Annotated in this window: 15 protein-coding genes and 1 pseudogene; 10 read left to right on the forward strand and 6 right to left on the reverse strand. The window is 72.6% G+C overall.

The features are described 5' to 3' along the window. Positions 1-46 precede the first annotated feature (46 nt). On the forward strand, positions 47-2,065 hold the full coding sequence (locus tag GKE56_RS00740) for a SpoIID/LytB domain-containing protein (RefSeq protein ID WP_195908198.1): 2,019 nt from the start codon (positions 47-49) through the stop codon (positions 2,063-2,065). Here the strand turns inward: GKE56_RS00740 and GKE56_RS00745 are convergent, their stop codons facing one another. Together GKE56_RS00745 and GKE56_RS00750 are read right to left on the reverse strand one after the other, a co-directional pair. Then, positions 2,066-2,716: a CoA transferase subunit B gene (locus GKE56_RS00745; protein ID WP_154682933.1), complete on the reverse strand. Its 651-nt coding sequence runs from the start codon at positions 2,714-2,716 to the stop codon at positions 2,066-2,068. It abuts the gene before it with no gap. 3 nt (positions 2,717-2,719) lie between these two features. Next, a complete protein-coding gene (locus GKE56_RS00750; protein ID WP_154682934.1) occupies positions 2,720-3,538 on the reverse strand; it encodes a CoA transferase subunit A in 819 nt (272 codons plus the stop codon). Positions 3,539-3,746: 208 nt separating this feature from the next. On the opposite strand from GKE56_RS00750, the gene GKE56_RS00755 reads away from it, so the two are divergent. Beyond that, positions 3,747-5,408 carry a peptidoglycan-binding protein gene (locus tag GKE56_RS00755; protein WP_154682935.1) on the forward strand — a complete coding sequence of 554 codons (1,662 nt, stop codon included), beginning with the start codon at positions 3,747-3,749 and terminating at the stop codon, positions 5,406-5,408. Here the strand turns inward: GKE56_RS00755 and GKE56_RS00760 are convergent. Next, the gene (locus GKE56_RS00760; RefSeq protein ID WP_154682936.1) at positions 5,405-6,112 is read right to left on the reverse strand and encodes a TIGR03089 family protein; all 708 of its coding nucleotides are present in this window, start codon (positions 6,110-6,112) and stop codon (positions 5,405-5,407) included. The two genes, GKE56_RS00755 and GKE56_RS00760, sit on opposite strands and share 4 nt — an antisense overlap. 34 nt (positions 6,113-6,146) lie before the next feature. Here GKE56_RS00760 and GKE56_RS00765 point away from each other — a divergent pair, with 34 nt between their 5' ends. Continuing rightward, positions 6,147-8,261, forward strand: a complete 2,115-nt coding sequence (locus GKE56_RS00765; RefSeq protein WP_154682937.1) for a hypothetical protein — start codon at positions 6,147-6,149, stop codon at positions 8,259-8,261. A gap of 110 nt (positions 8,262-8,371) precedes the next feature. Beyond that, positions 8,372-9,529: an enhanced intracellular survival protein Eis gene (gene eis / locus GKE56_RS00770; protein ID WP_154682938.1), complete on the forward strand. Its 1,158-nt coding sequence runs from the start codon at positions 8,372-8,374 to the stop codon at positions 9,527-9,529. Between the two features lie 59 nt (positions 9,530-9,588). Here eis and GKE56_RS00775 read toward each other — a convergent pair whose 3' ends face one another. Next, positions 9,589-10,377: an inositol monophosphatase gene (locus GKE56_RS00775; protein WP_154682939.1), complete on the reverse strand. Its 789-nt coding sequence runs from the start codon at positions 10,375-10,377 to the stop codon at positions 9,589-9,591. Positions 10,378-10,767: 390 nt separating this feature from the next. Between GKE56_RS00775 and GKE56_RS00780 the strand changes: the two genes are divergently transcribed. The 6 genes and pseudogenes from GKE56_RS00780 to GKE56_RS00800 all read left to right on the forward strand — a co-directional run bounded on the left by GKE56_RS00780 (position 10,768) and on the right by GKE56_RS00800 (position 16,542). Then, entirely contained in the window at positions 10,768-11,553 is a 786-nt protein-coding gene (locus GKE56_RS00780) for a hypothetical protein (protein ID WP_154682940.1), read from the forward strand. Positions 11,554-11,634: 81 nt separating this feature from the next. Beyond that, complete coding sequence (locus GKE56_RS00785) at positions 11,635-12,705, forward strand: glycosyltransferase family 2 protein (protein WP_230209080.1); 1,071 nt, start codon at positions 11,635-11,637, stop codon at positions 12,703-12,705. Between the two features lie 136 nt (positions 12,706-12,841). Next, positions 12,842-13,162, forward strand: a pseudogene (locus tag GKE56_RS17040) (glycosyl transferase); the annotation flags it as partial. 10 nt (positions 13,163-13,172) lie between these two features. Beyond that, entirely contained in the window at positions 13,173-14,666 is a 1,494-nt protein-coding gene (locus tag GKE56_RS00790; protein ID WP_230209081.1) for a glycosyltransferase family 4 protein, read from the forward strand. Between the two features lie 54 nt (positions 14,667-14,720). Further along, positions 14,721-15,665: a lysylphosphatidylglycerol synthase domain-containing protein gene (locus GKE56_RS00795; protein ID WP_230209082.1), complete on the forward strand. Its 945-nt coding sequence runs from the start codon at positions 14,721-14,723 to the stop codon at positions 15,663-15,665. 10 nt (positions 15,666-15,675) lie between these two features. Continuing rightward, positions 15,676-16,542: a class I SAM-dependent methyltransferase gene (locus GKE56_RS00800; protein ID WP_195908199.1), complete on the forward strand. Its 867-nt coding sequence runs from the start codon at positions 15,676-15,678 to the stop codon at positions 16,540-16,542. Positions 16,543-16,575: 33 nt separating this feature from the next. Here GKE56_RS00800 and GKE56_RS00805 read toward each other — a convergent pair whose 3' ends face one another. Continuing rightward, entirely contained in the window at positions 16,576-17,277 is a 702-nt protein-coding gene (locus tag GKE56_RS00805) for a DUF3105 domain-containing protein (protein ID WP_154682942.1), read from the reverse strand. Between the two features lie 1,058 nt (positions 17,278-18,335). Beyond that, positions 18,336-19,403, reverse strand: a complete 1,068-nt coding sequence (cofE, locus tag GKE56_RS00810; protein WP_230209083.1) for a coenzyme F420-0:L-glutamate ligase — start codon at positions 19,401-19,403, stop codon at positions 18,336-18,338. Between the last annotated feature and the right edge of the window lie 4 nt (positions 19,404-19,407).

Raw genomic sequence — 19,407 nt, forward strand, 5'->3', positions numbered from 1 at the left:
CGAGGCTGTGCGTGGAGGCATACGGATGGGGCTTACGGTTACGGCCATGCCCCGAACCCCAGCTGTGCGTCGACTTGCCGTGCTCGCGGTCACCGGCCTTGCGGCCGCCCTCCTGCCGGCAGCCGCGGCGTCGGCAGAGTCACTGCCGGTGCCCCTCGTGCCGAGCACCCAGCTGCTCGGGCACGGGTACGGCCACGGCCACGGCATGTCCCAGTGGGGCGCCTACGGCGCAGCGGTCAAGGGGCTGACCCACCAGCAGATCATGGCGTTCTACTACCCGGGCACTGCACTCGTGTCGACTCCGGCCAGCCCGATCCGGGTCCAGCTCACCGGCGTCATGGCCGGCGAGGTGCGCGTCCGCTACGTGGCCGGACTGCAGCTGACGGCGAACGGCACGACGACGCGCTTGGGCGGTGGCACCTCGGCCCAGCCGGTCGACCGGTGGCGCCTCATCCTTGACGCCGGGGGGACCACCCAGACCCTGCAGTGGCGGATCGGCACCACGTGGACCTCGAGCGGCAGCCTGACCCACCTGGCTGGCCCGGTCACCTTTGCGAACCCGACCACGGGGACGGTGCAGCTCGGTCGCAGCGACGGGCTCATGCGCGCCTACCCCGGCACGCTGTCGAGCACTCCCGTCAACGGCAGTCAGGTCGCGGTCGACAACACGGTGCTCGAGACCTACCTGCGCGGCGTCGTCCCCAACGAGATGCCCGCCTCGTGGCTCCCGGCTGCCCTGCGCAGCCAGGCCATCGCCGCCCGCACCTACGCGGCATACGAAAAGCAGCACCCCAGCTCCTCGGTGTACGACGTCTGCGACTGGGCTGCGTGCCAGGTCTACGACGGCTTCGCCGACTACGACTCGGCCGGCAACCTCGTCGCGAGCAACACCCAGCCCAGCTCCGATGCGGCCATCGCCGCGACGGCCGGGGTGATGGTGAGCTACAACCACGCCGCGGCGTTCACGCAGTTCTCCGCGAGCAACGGGGGCTGGATGACTGCCGGCTCGGTGCCGTACCTCGTCACCAAGGCCGACCCGTACGACGGCGTGGTCGCCAACTCGGGCCACACGTGGACGGTGTCCAGCTCGACGTTCCGCAGCACCCTCCAGAGTGCCTATCCGTCGATCGGGACGTTGCGCACCATGATCGTCAACCGCGACGGCAACGGCGACCTCGGCGGTCGCATCACCACCGTCACGTTGGTCGGCTCGAGCGGCACCGTCAGCGGTGTGACCGGTGAGCAGCTGCGGTCGCTGTTCGGCCTGAAGTCCCAGTGGTTCACCATCACCAACGCCGACTTCCTGCGCAAGGACACCACGGGCGACGGACGACCGGACGTCTTCGGACTCGGCCGCGACGGCGCACTCTGGCGCTTCTCGGCCACTGCGACGGCCGTGACCGCGCCCAGCAGCATCAGCGCAGGGTGGAGCGTCATGAGCCTGATCGCCACGGGTGGCGACCTGCGTAACGTCGGCACGACCGACATGCTCGCCCGCGATAGTCGTGACGGAAAGGTCTACTGCTACCCGGTGCCGGCGACCGGCCAGATGTCGTCGCGCACCGCGGTGACCGCCATCTCCGCCTCCGTCGACCGGCTGACCGGTGTCGGCGACGCCACGGGTGACGGCATCAACGACGTCATCGGCATCGACCGCACCACCGGGAACCTCATGCTCTACCCCGGTACCGGGTCGTGCGCGCTCGGGGCCGGGCGCAACCTGGGCGGTCGTTGGGGCGGGATGGACCGGATCGTGGGCGCGTCCGACACGAACCTCGACGGCCGCGCCGACTTCTGGGTCCGCGAGGCGTCGACCGGATGGCTCTACACCTACCGGTTCAACGGTTCCGGCGCGCTCATCGCGCCGGCCATCCCGGTCAGTGGCGGCTGGAACGGCTACCCCGACCTGGTGGGCGTGGGTGACGTGAACGGCGGCGGTGGAGCAGACCTCCTGGCGCGGGACACCAGTGGCCACCTGTGGCTGTACCCCGGGAAGGGCGACGGCACCTTCGGGACGCGCAACGCCGTGACCGGCGACACGTCCGGGATGCTCGCGCTGCGCTGATCAGCGAGGCGCTGACACGAGCTGGGTGACGAAGTCCGGCTCGGTCTTGTCGCGGACCTCGTCCTCGGTGACGCCGGGGGCGAGCTCGCGCAGGACCAGCCCGGAGGCGGTGACGTCGAAGACGCACAGGTCGGTGATGATGCGCTGGACCACGCCGCGGCCGGTGTAAGGCAGGGAGCACTCGGTGACGATCTTGTAGGACCCGTCCTTGGCGTTGTGCTCCATCAGGACGATGACCTTCTTCGCGCCGTGGACCAGGTCCATCGCGCCACCCATGCCCTTGACCATCTTGCCCGGGATCATCCAGTTGGCGATGTCGCCGGTGGCCGAGACCTGCATGGCCCCCAGGATCGCGGCGTCGACCTTGCCGCCGCGGATCATGCCGAAGCTCGTCGCGGAGTCGAAGAACGAGGCACCCTTGCGCAGGGTCACGGTCTCCTTGCCGGCATTGATGAGATCGGGGTCCTCGTCACCGTCGTAGGGGTAGGCGCCGACGCCGAGGATGCCGTTCTCGGACTGCAGCACGATCTCGACGTCGTCGGGGACGTAGTTCGGGACCAGCGTCGGCAGGCCGATGCCGAGGTTGACGTAGGCGCCGTCGGTCAGCTCCCGGGCCGCGCGGGCCGCCATCTGCTCACGGGTCAGTGCCATCGCTCAGGCCTCCTGCGCGGTCGGGTTGGTGGCGTCGGTGCTGGTCACAGACGGACGGGGCCGGACCGTCCGGCGCTCGATGCGTTTCTCGGCGGCCTGCTCGGCGGTCAGGGGCAGCACCCGGTGGACGTAGATGCCCGGCAGGTGCACCTGGTCGGGGTCGAGCTCGCCCGGCTCGACGAGCTGCTCGACCTCGGCGACCGTGACCCGCCCCGCCATCGCGGCCAACGGGTTGAAGTTGCGGGCGGACTGGTCGAAGACCAGGTTGCCGTGCCGGTCGCCCTTCCAGGCGCGCACCAGGCCGAAGTCGGCGACGATCGCGCGCTCGAGGACGAACTCCTTCTGCACCCCGTCGACCTCGAACACCTTGGTCTCCTTGCGGGGGGAGGACTTCGCCACCGTGCCGTCCGCGGCATACAGCCACGGCAGGCCACCCTCGGCGACCTGGGTACCGGCCCCGGTCACCGTGTAGAACGCGGGTATGCCGGACCCGCCCGCCCGCAGTCGCTCGGCCAGCGTGCCCTGGGGGGTGAGCTCGACCTCGAGCTCGCCGCCGAGGTACTGCCGCTCGAACTCCTTGTTCTCCCCCACGTAGGAGGACACCATCCGCCGGATCCGCCGGTCACGCAGCAGGATGCCCAGCCCCCAGTCATCGACACCACAGTTGTTGGAGATCGCCTCCAGGTCCCTCACCCCCGCGTCATGGATCGCGCGGATGAGCACGCTCGGGATGCCGCACAGCCCGAAACCGCCCACCGCCAAGGAAGCGCCGTCGACGATGCCGTCGATGGCCTCGGCCGTCGAGGAGACCACTTTGTCCATGGCGTGGACTCTATCCGTCGACGCCCCTCGTCCGTTCGGGGGAGGCCTTGGCGAATTCCGTGGTTGTAGTTCGCCGGAGCCCCTTGTGACCACTGTGCACAGATGGGACAAATGTCAGGCCTGCTGCAGAAGTGACCTCTGTGACAGGAGTCCACCCTCGTGCGTCCTCCACCCCGGGACGCCAGCCATGCCAGCGCAGGAGTTGCCCGTGTCTCACCTGGTCCGAGCCCTCGGAGTCATCACGATCCCCGCCTTGACGATCCCGATGAGCCTGGCGAGCGCCGACGCCGCGACGCTACCCCCGCCTCCGTCGAAGTCCCTGCCGAGCGGGCTCGACGTCGCCTCGCCGTACGAGGCCCAACGAATCTGCGACCCCGTCGCCAAGCCGGGCGTACTCGCGTTCGCCACCCTCATGACGGGCTACTACAAGGTCGGCAACACCGGTGGCATCACCCGGAACTGCAACAGCGGGATCACCGAGCACTCCGAGGGCCGGGCCTGGGACTGGATGCTCAGCGTCACCAACCCCAACCAGAAGGCCATCGCCGACGCGGTGACCGCGTGGCTGTCCGCCCCCGATGCCCAGGGTCGGCCGGGGGCGATGGCCCGGCGCTTCGGGATCATGTACATCATCTGGAACCACAAGATGTGGCGTGCCTACGATCCCGCGCGCGGGTGGGCCGCCTACACCGGGTCCGTGCCGCACACCGATCACATCCACTTCTCGTTCTCCTGGGACGGTGCGTACGCCCGGACCTCGTGGTGGACCGGCAAGGCGCTCACCACGATCGACCTCGGACCCAAGGCCCCCACCCCCTCGCCGACTACACCGCCGCAGACCCCGGCGTCGGTCTACTCGATCCTCATGGTCGGGGCGACCGGGCCCGACGTCGCCCTCGCGCAGAAGGTCATCGGCGCCACCCCCGACGGCATCTTCGGCCCACAGACCGAGGCCGCCCTGCGCGCCTGGCAGGGGGTCAAGGGCCTGAAGGTGACCGGCCAGCTCGATGCCGCCACCTGGGCCGCGATGGAGCGGCTCGGCCTGGTCCCGGCCCGCGGGATCGCCGCTGCCCCTGCGCCCAAGCCGGTCACCACCCCTGCGCCCAAGCCGGTCACCACCCCTGCGCCCAAGCCGGTCACCACGCCGACGGCATCGTCCAGCCCGCTCGCGGCATACGCGAAGATGACGCTGCGACGGGGCTCGACCGGCGCCGCCGTGGTGGCGTTGCAGAAGGCGCTGGGCATTGCGGCGGACGGAGACTTCGGGCCCCTCACCGAGGGGGCCGCGCGGGCGTTCCAGACCCGCCGGCACCTGCCCGCGACCGGCATCGTCGGGCCATCGACGTGGGCCGCGCTGATGGGCACCTCGGCCCCTGCGTCCCCGGCGCCGACCCCGGTCGCCTCGCGCAGCACCAGCACCCCGCGAGCAGCGGTCGGCCCCTACGCCTCCGTCATGTCGACCGTGCTGCGGCAGGGCTCGCGCGGCGAGGCCGTCAAGACCCTCCAGCGTGCGCTGGCCACGGTCGCGGTCGATGGCGTGTTCTCGACCCGGACCACGGTCGCGGTCAAGGCGTTCCAGAAGTCTGTCGCGCTGCCCACCACCGGCATCGTCGACGCGAGCGTGTGGCGCGCCCTGGACACCCGGGACCACCCGCTGCGCGCCGAGTACTCCGCGGTGCTGCGCGAGGGCTCACGGGGGGCGTCGGTCACGACCCTGCAGAAGGCGCTGCGCATCACCGCCGACGGCGTGTTCGGCCCGGCGACCCAGGCCGCGGTGAAGGCGCTCCAGGCGCGGGCGAAGCTCGCCCGGACCGGCGTCGTCGCGACGCTCACCTGGCAGGCCCTGGAGAGCGAGCTGCGGCGGCGCTAGAGCGCCAGCGTCACGCCCTCGGCGGTCAGGCGCGCGACCCGGCCACCGGCAGGCTCGGGACCGCGCGAGAGCACTACTGAGCCGTCGACCGCCCACGCGGCGAGCGCGGTCCGCAGCAGCTCACCGAGCTCGGCGGTTGCCGTGTGCACCCGGACTGACTCCGGCCACGCCGCAGCGGGAACCACACTCGCGTATGCCGTCGGCGCGCCATCGGTGGTCAGCGCCGACTCCGCGGGTGAGGGCTCGTCCCACGCACTGAACTGGTCGGCATACGTCGCGAGCTCGCGGGCCTCGTCCATCACCCCGGGTGGCACCGGAGCAGCTGCCGACCGGGCCAGCGCCGGCAGCGTGACCAGCACGGCCGGCGTGTCGTCGGGCCGCACCAGGGCGAGGTCGTCGGTGACGAGCAGGTCGTGCGACGCCCCGTCGAGCTGCACCGTGGCGCCTACCGACCACACCGCCAGGGACCAGTACAGCGCGCGCCAGTGTGGGGGCAGCACCAGCTGGACCCGGCTGCCGGGGCCGAGGTCCCACTCGTCCTGGAGGGCGTTGGCGGCCTTGCTGACCCAGTTGCCGAGGACCTTGGCGCTCAGCTCGATGCGCTCGCCGCTGGTGGGGCCCGGTGTGTCGTCGTAGAAGGTCACCCGCGGCCGAGCGGGATCCGACCGGAGCATGGCGGCCAGCAGGTCCGGTGGGGTGCGCATGGGCCCAACCCTATGGGCGCTAGCGTTGCGCACTGTGACCAGCCGCGCGCCCCGCAGCTACCCGTACGCGCCGGACCCTCGCGACCTGCCGCTGCTGCCGGGAGAGGCGTGGGGTGGGCTGATCCTCACCCGCCTCGTGGTCGCCGCGGGGCTGTGGCTCGTGCTCGGCTCGGCGGCCGCCGCGGTCCTGGCACTCTCCGGGGTGTGGCAGCCGTGGGTCGCGCTGCCCACCCTGCTCGTCCTCGGCGCGGTCGCTGTCTGGGCGTCGGCGTGGGTGCGGTCCCAGCCGCTGCCGGTGTGGAGCGCCGTCGCGATGCTCGTGGTCGCCGTGGGCGCAGCGGTGTGGGCCGGCAGCACCCACTCCGAGCAGGTGCTGCCGAGGCGTGACTCGGGCAGCTACCTGCAGTCCGCCATCGAGCTGGCCTCCGGCCACGCGCGCCCGATCGAGGTGCCACCGGACTCCGTGGGCGGCTCCGGCGTGCTCGCCATCCAGGGAATCACGCTGCGCAGCCCGGCCTTCTACGCCGTGGGCACGCCGCAGCACCCCGAGATCCAGCCGCAGTTCCCGATCGGCACGTCTGCCTGGTACTCGGTCGCCTGGTGGCTCGGCGGTGCGGGCGCGACGTTCTGGGCCCCCGCGGTGCTGTTCGGGCTGACCGTGCTGGGCGTGGGGTTGCTGGGCTGCCTGCTGGCCGGACCGCGCTGGGGGCCCCTGGCGGCCATGGCGACCGGCCTGGTCTTCCCGCTGGTGCACGTGGCCCGCTCGACGTACTCGGAACCGGTCTCGCTGCCCGTGCTCGTGGCCGGCATCATCGCCATCACCATGGCGGCCCGCGGGGCGCGAGTGGTCGACGTCGCCGCCGCCCGCGGCGCCGCGGTGGTCGCAGGCGTGCTCATGGGTGGAGCCGTGCTCATCAGGGTCGACGCCCTCCGCGAGGTGGTCCTGCTCGTGCCGGTCGTGGTCCTCGCGGTCCTCCAGCGGCAGGTGCACGCCCGGGCGCTCGCCCTCTCGACGGCGATCTCGACCGTGCTGGCCTTCGGGCTCACCGGCCTCACCTCCGGGCAGTACCTCGGCTCGATCGCAGGGTCGTTGCTGCCGCTGGTCGCACTGGGAGTCGCGGTCTGCGTCGCCGGAGCCGTACTGCTGGCGGGGGCGCGGCGGGGCTGGACCATGCCGCTGCTCGTGCAGGCGTGGCTGCCCAGGGCGCTGGTCGCCCTGGTTGTGGCCGGGGGAGCGCTGCTGGCCAGCCACCCCCTGTGGCAGACGGTGCACCAGTCGGCGGCCGACCCGGGCTCGCGGGTCGTGGCCGCGCTCCAGGCCATGCAGGGGCTTCCGGTCGACGGCGGCCGCACCTATGCCGAGCACTCCGTGCAGTGGATGTCCTGGTGGGTCGGTCCGGTGTCCCTCGTCATCGCCCTCGTGGCCATTGCTGTCCTCGCCCACCGGGCCGCCACGTGGTGGATCGAGGGACTGGAGCTGCCCGCCTGGATGGGGGCGGCGGTGGTCGGGGTCGGGTCGACCCTCCTCACGCTCTACCGACCCGGGATCACCCCCGACCACCCGTGGGCCGACCGGCGGCTGGTCATCGCCCTGCCGACCGTCGTGCTGCTGGTCGTGGCGAGTGCCGCGGTCCTCTCGCGCTGGTCGACCCGGCGCCTGCCGTATGCCGCGATGCTGCTCCTGAGCTTCGGGTGCGCGGCCTCGCTCGTGGTTCCCGCAGCGCTGGCGTCGCTGCCCCATGCGGGCGAGCGGGTCGAGCTGGGCGAGCTCGATGCGGTCGACCAGGTGTGCAGCCAGTTCCGGCCCGGGGACGTCGCGCTGATGGCCGACTCGCGCGCCGTCAACGAGTGGCCGCAGGTCCTGCGCGGCTACTGCGGGGTGCCGGCGTTGTCCACGACGGCGGCCCTGCGCGACGACCCGTCGGCCTTCAACGCCGCCATCACCCAGGTGGGGCAGGCGGTCCGAGCCCGTGGCGGCCGGCTGGTCCTCGTGGCTGCCGACTCGACCACGTCGCTCACCAGGGTCGGCCTGAGGTCAGCCGTCGTCGGAGTCGACGTGCACGTGCGCGAGGACGCCCGCCTGCTCGAGCAGCGGCCGGACCACCTCGTGGACCTGCCCGTCACCGTGTGGCTGGGCCCGACCAGCTGAGCCGCGCGGCGGCATACCGTCGACGCCTGGGTGCCTGGACGGACGTCGGGCGGGGGGCGAACGCGCCGTAACGCCTGCGTGGGGCGGCCCGCGGTGGCTAGCCTCGAGCTGTGAGCCTGGACTTCCGAGCCCTGACCGAGGCGGACTTCGACGCGATGCAGGACATCCGCGTCCGGGCGTTCGGCCCGATGCCCGACTCCGGTGCCGAGCGATGGCGGGCCATCAACCTCGACCTGTTGGCGCAGCGGCGCCTCTTCGGCGTCTTCGACGGCAGCGAGCTCGCCGGCTGCGGCAAGGCTCGCGGGTTCGAGCAGGCCTGGCACGGCCGCCTCGTGCCGACGGCCGGCATGGCCGGGATCACGGTGCTGCCCGAGTTCCGCGGCAGGGGTGTGGGCACCCTGTTGATGCGCGGGCTGGCCGAGCGGTCGGTCGCCCGCGGCGAGCCGCTCTCCGCGCTGTTCCCCGCCACGGTCCCGGTCTATCGCCACCTCGGGTGGGAGCTCGTCGGTGCGCAGAGCCGGTTCGCGCTCCCGGCCGCCCAGCTGCGGGTCCTCGGCGGGTCGGTGCGCCCCGTGCGGGCGACCCCTGCCGACGTCGACCGGCTGGTGACCCTGTGCCGGGACGGGTTGCGGCGCACGCGCAGCAGTGGACCTATTCCGTGGTCGGAGCAGGACTGGCAGCGTCGGCTCACCGACCCGACCTCGTTCGTCTACTGCACCGACGACGGCCTGGTCGTCTACGAGTGGGACGGCACCGACCTGTCGGTCGACCTCCTCTGGGCCGCCAGCGAGGACAGCATGCGCAGCCTGTGGTCGCTCGTCGGCTCGGGGTCGTCGATCGCCAGGACCGTCTACGCCCACCTCTCCCCGGAGGACCCGCTGTTCTGGGCGCTGCCCGAGGAGGCCGGTCACGCGGTGACCCAGCACGGCTGGATGCTCCGGGTGCTCGACGTGCCCGGAGCGCTGGCCGCGCGGGGCTACCCCGCCGCCGTGGAGGCGTCGGTCGTCGTCCGGGTCGACGACTCCGAGAGCGCGGCCAACTCACGCACCTGGCGGCTGGAGGTCAGTGGCGGCGCCGGGCAGCTCCAGCCCGTCGACGACGCCCCCTCGGCCCTTGCGCTGTCGGCCCGCGGACTGGCCGGCCTGTATGCCGGTCGGCCGGTGGCCGCGTTGCGGCGCGCCGGCCTGGCTGGGGAGAGTGAGAGCTACGACGAGGTCGCGGACGCGGTCTTCGCCACGTCGGTCGCCTACCTCACCGACTACTTCTGAGCGGCCGGTCAGCGACGGGGCCGGATCAGCGACGGGCGCCGGTCAGCGACGGGCCTGGGTCAGCGACGGGCGAAGGCGTCGGCCGCGTGGCGGCGCACCGCGGCATACGTCCCACGGTCCGCGGCGACGATGATGCCGGGCGTGAGCGTCGTTGGTGCGTAAGGGGTTCCGTCGGTGTGCCCAACCACGCCACCGGCTTCGGTGACCATCAGCGCGCCCGGGGCGTGGTCCCACGGACTGTTGCGGGCGTAGAGGATGTAGTCGGCTGCGCCCTCCATGAGCCGCGGGTAGTCGACGCCGCAGCACACCCATGAACCCAACAGGGCGGGCAGCGAGCCGAGGGAGTGGCCACGCAGCGGCCAGATCGACGTCACGCCGCGCGGCGCCACGCCCTCGGCCACTGGTTCGCGGGTGACGCGCTCGCCGTTGCGGTAGGTGCCGGCGCCCTTCTCGGCGACCCAGGCCACCTCGTGCTCGGGCTGCCAGATCCACGCCCGCACCGTCTCGCCGTGCTTGACCTCGCTCACCATGACCGCGTGGTCGGGGGAGCCGTGGACGAAGTTCTTCGTGCCGTCGACGGGGTCGACGGTGAAGGCGTGGTCGGCCGTGACGTAGCGATCGAGGGTGCTCGGGTCGGCCGAGGTGCGCTCCTCGCCGAGGATGAACGCCCCGGGGTATGCCGCGGAGAGCTCGCGGGTGAGGATCGCCTCGGACTCGTGGTCGGCCACGGTCACGAGGTCGCCGGGGTTCTTCTCCATCACCTCGCCATCGGCCAAGGAGCGGAACCGGGGCGTGATGACCTCGGCTGCGACGGTCTTCATCAGGGTCAACACGCGCTCGGAGTCCACGCGCCCACGGTTCCACACCCGCAGCCGGAGGTGAAACCCGGCCCCGCCAGCTGGTCGGCAGCTCGCGGGCGGCTCGTGGGCAGCATCCTCCGTGCGATCACCCGGATGATGCTGCCCACGAGCGCGGCGCAGCGCCCTGTGGATGACCGCAGCCGTCGTGTCGGCGGATCGGACACGCTGAGGAAGTGCCCATCGACTGGCGGACCCTGCGGGTCGCAGCTGACCTGCAGGCGGGTCTGCTCACCCGTCGCCAGTGCCGTGATGCGGGCCTGACCGATGAGGCGCTGCAGTGGCGAGTGTCCAGCCGGCGCTGGTCGCGCTGGTACGACGGCGTCTACCTCACCACCCCGGGTCGCAACGACGTCCAGGTCGCGGCCGTGGCTGCGCTTGTTGTCGGCGCTGTCTGGCGACGCGGCTGCCGATGCGGCCCTGTGCGGCCGCAGTGCCGCCCACCTGTGGGGTCTCGAGCGTCGCGCGCCGTCACCCGTCGAGCTCGTGGTGCCTCACCGCCGGTTCGTGGTCGCGCCTGACGGCGTACGCATTCGCAGGTCCCGGCGCTGGGACGATCTCGTGGACGATCGGGCCTACCCCTGGCGGACGACCGTGGCGGCGACGGTCCTGGACGTTGCCGCCGTCTCGACGCTGACGAATGCGCTCGCGCTCGTGGCGAAGGCCGTCCACCAGGAGCTCGTCACGACCGCCGCACTCTCCCAAGAGCTCGCTCTCCGCCGCGGACATCGCCACGGCGCGCTGTTGCGTTCAGCGCTCCAGGACGTCGACGACGGCGGGCAGAGCGGGGCGGAGCTGCTCTGCATCCGCGACGTCGAACGCGCCCATGGCCTGCCCCGCGCGACCCGTCAACAGGTCAGCGACCTGGGCCAACGCCGCTACCACGACAACGAGTACGACGCATACGGCCTCATCGTCGAGGTGGACGGGCGGCTCGGGCACGAACAGTGGGGTGACCGAGTGCGCGACGGGCGACGCGACCGTCAGCTGCTCGCCACGCGCCGGGCGACTACTCGGGTCTTCTGGCAGGACGTGGCGGTCGAGCCGTGTGTGACTGCGCTCGACATCGGCCGCATCCTGCAGGACCGGGGCTGGGCGGCCGGACCGCGCGCGTGTCGCCGACCTGACTGCGCGCTACGCGGCTCGCGGGCAGCATCGTCCGTGTGATGACCCGGACGATGCTGCCCGCGAGCAGTTCTCCGCCGCGTTGGCGGCGCCGCGCCCCGCGACGGGTAGGCTCCTCGCGAGATGAGCGAACACCCCAGCACCGGTCCGGCCGCCACGGCCCCCGTCACCGAGCAGATCCCCACCGGGCAGATCCCTGGGCCCGCGCCGGTGACCGAACGGCTCCGCACGGAACACGTGCACCCAGCGGACGCGGCATACCTGCCCAGCACGGCGGCGACCCCGGCGAGTGCGCACGAGGCTGACAAGCCGTACGTCACCATCGTCCTGCCCTGCTACAACGAGGGCGAGCACGTTCTCCAGGAGATCGAGCGCATCACGGCGGCGATGAACTCGAGCGAGTTCACCTACGAGCTGCTCTGCATCGACGACGCCTCGACCGACAACACCCTCGAGGTGCTCGAGGACGCGGCCACCCGGTACGCCAACCTGCGGGTCATGCCGTTCCGGCGCAACGGCGGGTCGGGCACCGCGCGCCGCATCGGCACCCAGCAGGCCCACGGCGAGATCGTCGTGTGGACCGACGCCGACATGACCTACGAGAACGAGCGGATCCCCGAGCTGGTCCGCATCCTGCGCGACGACGAGTCCTACGACCAGGTCGTCGGCGCGCGCACCACCGAGGAGGGCACCCACAAGTGGGCCCGGGTCCCGGCGAAGTGGCTGATCCGCAAGATCGCCGAGAAGCTCACCAACCAGACGATCCCCGACCTCAACAGCGGGCTGCGTGCGTTCCGGCGTGAGGTGTCGCTGCCGTACCTGCGACTCCTGCCGCCGGGGTTCAGCTGCGTCACGACGATCACGCTCGCGTTCCTGTCCAACCAGCACGACATCAAGTACGTGCCGACGTCCTACGCCAAGCGGGCCGGCGTCTCCAAGTTCCACTTCGTCCGCGACGCCTACCGCTACATCCTCCAGGTGCTGCGCATGGTCATGTACTTCGACCCGCTCAAGGTGCTGATGCCGCCAGCCTTGTGGCTCATCGTCATCGGGGTGGTCAAGGGCGTCGTCGACATGGTGCGCCACCCGTTCTACTTCCCGGCCAGCACCGTCCTGCTGGTCGTCAGTGGCATCCTCATCGGCTCGCTCGCCCTGCTCTCCGACCTCGTCGTGCGATCTCGCCCCGGCGTCTGAGCGGGCCGGAGTCGCCAGAGTGAGCAGCTCCGCGTCCCTCAAGGTCGCAGTCGTCGGGCCGACGCACCCCTACAAGGGTGGGGTGGCCGCGCACACGACCACGCTGGCCCACGAGCTGGCCGAAGCCGGCCACGACGTGACGTTGGTGTCGTGGTCGCACCTCTACCCGTCCAAGCTGTACCCCGGCGAGCAGGCCGTGCCGGGCGGCTCAGCCGACGTGCCCCCGTTCCCACGCACGGTGCGCGCCCTGAGCTGGGCCCGTCCCGACACCTGGGTGCGCACCGGGCGGCGGCTGCGCGGGTTCGACGCGATCGTCGTCATCCACGTGATCCCCGCGGTGGTGCCGGCCCACCTGGTCCTCCTGCGGGCGGCGGGCGCCGGGCGTCCTCGGACGACGACGGCATCCACCGGCCGGCCGCGCACCGTGGTGATCGCGCATAACGTGCTGCCCCACGAGACCCACGTGGGTGACCGCGAGCTCATGCAGCGGCTTGTTCCAGCGGGTCGACGCCGTGCTCGTCCACAGCGACTCCCAGGCCAAGCTGGCCTACGAGCTGCATGCGCCCAGGGTGTCGGTCACCGACCTGCCGCCGCACCTGCCCGGTGGCGCCCCCGTCGAGCGCGCCGACCACGACGGACCGCCGCGGCTGCTCGCCCTGGGGATGGTGCGCGACTACAAGGGCGTCGACCTCCTCATGGAGGCCCTGGCGCAGGTGCCCGGGCCGACCCTGACCGTCGCCGGCGAGATGTGGGGCGCGAGCGGTGAGCGCGTCAAGGAGCTCGCCCAGGACCCGCGGCTGCGCGACCGGGTGCAGGTGCACGGCGGATACGTCCCGGCCGACCGGCTCGCCCCGCTGCTCGCGGCCCACGACGTCCTGGCCCTGACCTACCGCACCGCGACCGCCTCCCAGAACGTCTTGCTCGGCCAGCAGCACGGCCTCGCCGTACTCGCCTCGGACGTCGGCACCTTCGGCTCGCAGGTGCGCGACGGGGTCGACGGGCTGCTGGTCCCAGCGGCTGATCCCGAGGCGCTGGTCGCCGCCCTCGAGCGGCTCGCCGAACCCGGGTATGCCGCGCGGCTCCGGTCCGCCGTGCGCCCGCCGGACCTGTCCGGGCCCTGGGCGCGCTACGTCGGCACGATCGAGGCGCTGGCCGCGGTCGAGCCCGCCGCCGAGTCCGGCCTCGAGCCCGGCCTCGAGCCCGCCCACGCCCACGGGTCGCAGGGCGACGCGAGCGGGCCCCGGGCGGTCGCCGGCCACCTGACCCACCGGGTCGGTGCCGCCGTGCGCGGCCTCGTGGCTGCCTCGCGCCCCGAGGTCGAGGTCGACCGGGCTGACCTGCCGGAGTGGATCCGCGCCTCCGACATCCTGGCCGACGGCGACGATGCCGACGAGGCCAAGGCCTTCGCCCGCAGTCTCGGGCTGCCGCGGGGTGGTGACGCCATCGCGGCGTGGGCCGCGCTCGGCGCCCTCGCCGCCATCGTCCGGGTGCGCGACGACGGTCGCCGCAGCGCGGTGATCGTCGACGAGTCGGGTATCCGGTCGCCGCTGTCGCGGTGGGCGCGGGCGATCGGCTTCGCGCCGGTCGAGCTCGAGCTGACCGGCCACCGGTCGTCGGTCGAGGTGCTCGACGTCGACACGGCCTCGCTCGACGTCATCGTGCGGCTGCACCCCGGCGGATGCGATGCCGACGACATCGACGAGGCGATGAGCCAGGCGTCCTGGGCGCTGCGGTCGGGCGGCCTGCTCTGCGTGACCCTGCCCATCGGCGGTTCAGAGGCGGAGGGTGCGCTCAGTCCCGCCGACGTCCGCGCGGTCCTGGCGCGGGCCCACGACCTCGGCTTCGTGCTCGTCGGCGACGTCGACGGCGACATCACCGGCCGGATGCGCCACGCCTCCGACGGCGCGACCCGCGCCGACGCGGCATACGGCCTGCTGCGCCTGACCCTCCGACGGCGCTGATGACCCGCGCTCGGCTCCTCACCACCTTGCGCATCGCGCTCGCCCTCCCTCGTCGTGGCCGCGGTCGGGGTCGCGGTGGCCCGCAACTGGGCCCAGGTATCCCTGGACATCGGCAAGGTCCGGCTGCCCGACCTGCTGCTGGCCGCTGCGCTGATCTCGCTGGCGCCCGTGCTGACCCTGCTGGCCTGGCGCCGGATCCTCGCCGACCTCGGGTCGCCGCTGCACCTCGCGCCCGCCGGAGGCATCTTCTTCGTCGGGCAGCTCGGCAAGTACCTGCCCGGGTCGGTGTGGTCGATCGTCGCTCAGGCCGAGATGGGTCTGAAACTCGAGATCCCGCGCCGTCGGTCGGCCGTGGTGGGGCTCATCACGATCGGCCTGGCCGCGATCTGCGGCTTCCTCGCGGGCGTTCCGGCGTTGCCGCTGCTGCTGTCGCGCAGTGCGACCTCCTCGACGGGTTGGGTGCTGCTCCTCGCGCTACCGCTGGTCGCGATCGCGTTCTGGCCCCGCCTGCTCAACTGGGGCATCGCGCTGGGGTTGCGGCTGCTGCGTCGCGAGCCCCTCGAGCACGAGCTTTCGGGGCGCGCGGTGTTCTTCTCCTCTGCCTACCTGATCGCCGCCTGGGTCTGTTCGGGGCTCCACGTCCTGGTGCTCGCCCGCGCAGTCTCCGAGGGCCGGGCCACCGGCGGCCATCTCGTCGTCGCCACCGTGGCCGGGTTCGCGCTCGCCTCGGCGCTGTCGATGTTCGCCGTCCTGCTCCCCGCCGGGGTCGGCCTGCGTGAGGGGCTCCTGGTGCTGCTGCTCGCCCCGCTGCTCTCGACCCCGGGCGCGGCTGCCGTGGTGGTCCTGGCCCGCTTCCTCAGCGTGCTGTCCGACGTCGTGTTCGCCCTGATCGGCTGGGCTTGGGCGCGCTCGCACCACCTCCTCACCTCCCGCCCGGAGCGCGAGCACGACCACCTGGTCGCCGAGGAGGACCCGATGCCCCCGACGAATGCCCGCTAGATTGCGCCGCATGCCCTTTTCCGACGAGACCGATCCCGCCCCGCAGGTTGCCGCCCCACCCGGGGGCCGCCTGCTCGCGGTGGCCAAGCGCGGTGCCGAGCACGTGCTGTGGGCCCGCGTCGCCGTGCAGCGGCGTGCGGAGACCCGCCGGGGGTATGCCGCGTCGCGCCCCGTGCCGACCGTGGTGCCCCCCACCGGCCTGCTCCGCAGCGAGGCCATGTGGCAGGCCGCGACCGAAGAGGCGCGCCGCCTGCGGCTGCCGCTGCACCGCGACCTGCCCAAGAACTGGGACGCGTTGGGTGCGGTCGGGGCGGTGCTCAGCCTCGCCGACGACGGCTCGCGCACGGCCCGGGTCATGGATGCCGGCAGCGCGCGGTACTCACCGGTGCTGCCCTGGCTGAGGCTCTACGGCCTGGGCACCGCCCCGGGGTCGCTGCTCGGCATCAACCTCGAGTTCGGCGAGGAGGTGCGCCGCGACGGCGTGGTCTTCCGCCACGGCGACGTCACGGCGACCGGGCTGCCGGACGGCTCGCTCGACGCCATCACCTGCATGTCTGTCGTCGAGCACGGTGTGCCGCTCGAGCCGTTCCTGCGCGAGTCCGCCCGGGTGCTGCGCCCCGGTGGTGTGCTCTGCGTGTCCACCGACTACGACCAGCAGCCCCCCGACACCACGGGCCGCACGGCATACGGCAGCGAGGTGCACATCTTCAGCCCGGAGGACATCCGCGCGCTGGTGGCGACGGCTGATGCGTGCGGACTCGACCTCGTGGGCGACCTGTCGACGTCGGACTCCTTGTCGCACGAGGAACGCCCGGTCCACTGGGACCGCGTCGGCCTCGACTACACGTTCATCCTGCTGACGTTCCGCCGCCGCTGAGGCGCGTCGCGCAGCCGGGCGAGACCGGCCGGGTCACGCTCCGCCGGGCTCCTGGGTGTTGGTCATCGGGTACTTCTTGATGAAGTCGACGACCACCTGACCCGAGAGGCCGCCGCACATCTCGCGGTGGCCGGCATCGGCGGCCCAGTGGACCAGCGCGTAGGGCTTGTTGGCGGGGAAGGTGCCGCGGCTCGCGTCCCACTCGACGACCTTGAACTTGCCGCTGGAGTCCGGCTCCGCGTTGGCCTTGTCGGCGATGGTCCTGAGGAGGGTGGTGTCCTTCACCTTGGAGCCGTCGTACCAGAGGATCGTGTAGCCGTGCTCGAGGTTGTGCACCAGCGTCTCGACCACCGGGCGGTCGGCCGCGGTGTAGAAGTCGCGGCCGCTGACATCGGGGCTCACGAAGTGCGGTCCGTGGCTCGGCGGCACGGTGTCGTACTTGACCGAGGTGACCTTGGACTGGGCGGTGCCCGGTCCGACGTGCTGGGCCTTGCCACCGCCGACGTCCGTGGTCACCGGGTCGCAGGAGGCCGCGGCGACCGACACCCCGAGTCCGGGCAGCTGCTTGGACTTCGCGTCGCTGATCGCGTAGGCGACGACGCCCCCGAGGGCGCCGAGCAGGACGACGCAGCCGACGACGATGGCGGCGACGACCTTGCGCTCCTTGGCCTTCTGCTGCTGCTGGATCTCGGCCAGTCGGGCCTTGCGGTCCTGGCTTGCTCGCTTGTTGCTCACGGGTTCCTCGGTGGTTCTCGGGGCGGTGGACGTCGCGCAGAGTCTACGGGGACCACGTGCGGGCGTTGTCGGGAGAACGCGTCAGACTGTCCTGGTGTCCCCGCAGCCCGAGCTGACCCGTGTCTGGAGTCCGGGCCGCCCCACGTCTGTGGGGCTCATCGTGTCGATCTTCCGTCGCGGGGGCGGTGACCCCACGTTCCAGCCGGATCGCGGCGAGGGGTGGTGGCTCGGGCTGCCCACGCCGCAGGGGCCCGCGACGCTGCGCCTGGTGCAGCGCTCCGATGCTGGCGCGGTGATGGCGAGCGCCTGGGGTGAGGGGGCCGCCTGGGCGCTCGACCAGGTGCCCGCGCTGCTCGGGGCTGACGACGACGATAGCGACTTCGTGAGCCACCACCCGCAGGTGGCGCGGGCCCACGCGCGGTATGCCGCGTGGCACGTTCCGCGTTCAGGGCTCGTCCTGCACGCCCTGGTGCCGGCGGTCATCGAGCAGAAGGTCACCGGGCAGGAGGCGTTCGGCGGCTACCGCACCCTGGTGCACCGCTACGGGTCGCGTGCGCCGGGCCCCGGCGCCGACCGTCGGCTGTGGGTCGCGCCGGCTCCTGCCGGGTGGGCGGCGATCCCGTCGTGGGAATGGCTGCGCGCCTCGGTGGACGGCGCCCGGTCGGGGACGGTCGTGCGCGCCGCCCGGGTGGCCGGCCGGCTCGAGGAGTGCGTCAGCCTGCCGCAGGAGGCGGCCTCCGCGCGGTTGCGTGCCGTGCAGGGCATCGGGGTCTGGACGGCCGCCGAGGTGGCGCAGCGGGCGCTGGGCGACCCGGACTCGCCCAGCTTCGGCGACTACCACGTCGCCAAGAACCTCACCTGGGCCCTGACCGGTGAGGTGCTCGACGACGACGCGATGGCCGAGCTGCTCGAGCCCTACCGCGGCCACCGCTACCGCGTGCAGCGGCTTGTTGGAGCTGGACGGCGCGATGCGACCGCGACGCGGACCGCGGATGGCTCCTCGCACCCACCTGCCGACCCGCCGGTAGCGACCCCGCACGAGGGTGCCTGCTCCCGGCTCAGCGGCCGCGCGGTCGCTCGCGGATGGCCAGGTCGACCTCGAGGCGGCCGGTCTGTGCCGGGACCTCGGCGGCGAGGGCTTCGAGGCCTTCTCCCCACAGCGCCACCTCGAGCCGGGTCACCGCGACCCCGAGGTCGTATGCCGTGGGCGCGCTCACCCGGACCGTGGTGCCCCCGGTGTCGATGCCCGCCTCGGGGGCGCCGTGCAGGGCGACGGCGACGGCCCGGGAGAGGCGGGCAGGCAGGTCCTCGGGTGCGACGGAGGCGATCCCGGCGTCGTGCGCGTCGGCGCTGCCTGGCTCGATGCCGAGGGCGGCGCGCACGGCCTCGGCCCGCCCGTAGTCGAACCAGTCCTCACGCCCCGTCCGGACCAGGCTGCGCGCCCCGTCGCCGGGCTCGGCACCGGCCCAGGACGTCCCGCGGACGATGGCTGCAGGGGTCGCGTCGGCCTTGCCCTTGACCAGGTCTGCCGCCGCAGCCAGCTCGTCGGCGAGCGCCCGCGCGGTGACGCTGAGCGGCTGCCCGTCCGCATCCGTAGCGCCACGCAGGTCGTCCATGACGCGGACGCCCGCTGCACCCAAGGCGAAGTCCGTCTGGCCCGACCGCCACGGCCGGCCCGCGGTGTCGCTGACCACGACGCCGAGGGTCGTGAGCCCGGTCGCGGCCAGCAGAGCGCCGCGCAGGTGCTCGGCTTCGGCGTCGGGATCTGACGGGAGCAGGAGCACCCCGTCGCGCCCGCCGGTGTTCGAGGCATCCACCCCCGCGGCAGCCATCACCGGCCCGGCGACCGACTCGACGATCCGGGTCACCCGGTCACCCGAGGCGCGCTCGGCCACCACGCGCACCGTGCTGTCCGCGACTGCCGACTCCCGGTCGGCGGTGGGCGCCCACAGGCCACGCGACTTCGAGACCACCTTGCTGGAGACCACCATGATGTCGCCGTCCACCAGGGCAGCAGCCCCTTGCGCGGCGGCGACGACGAGCGCCGCGAGGTCGTCGCCATGGCGCACCTCGGGAATCCCGGTCAGGGGGATGACGGTGACGTTGACCCCAGTGCGGTCTGGCACGGGC

Source organism: Nostocoides sp. HKS02 (assembly GCF_009707485.1).
GTDB lineage: Bacteria > Actinomycetota > Actinomycetes > Actinomycetales > Dermatophilaceae > Pedococcus.

Excerpts from the sequence above, each read along its gene's own strand:
- GKE56_RS00740 (WP_195908198.1), top strand. The coding sequence starts at position 47 with ATGCCCCGAACCCCAGCTGTGCGTCGACTTGCCGTGCTCGCGGTCACC.
- GKE56_RS00745 (WP_154682933.1), bottom strand. The coding sequence starts at position 2,716 with ATGGCACTGACCCGTGAGCAGATGGCGGCCCGCGCGGCCCGGGAGCTG.
- GKE56_RS00750 (WP_154682934.1), bottom strand. The coding sequence starts at position 3,538 with ATGGACAAAGTGGTCTCCTCGACGGCCGAGGCCATCGACGGCATCGTC.
- GKE56_RS00760 (WP_154682936.1), bottom strand. The coding sequence starts at position 6,112 with ATGCGCACCCCACCGGACCTGCTGGCCGCCATGCTCCGGTCGGATCCC.
- GKE56_RS00785 (WP_230209080.1), top strand. The coding sequence starts at position 11,635 with ATGAGCGAACACCCCAGCACCGGTCCGGCCGCCACGGCCCCCGTCACC.
- GKE56_RS00800 (WP_195908199.1), top strand. The coding sequence starts at position 15,676 with ATGCCCTTTTCCGACGAGACCGATCCCGCCCCGCAGGTTGCCGCCCCA.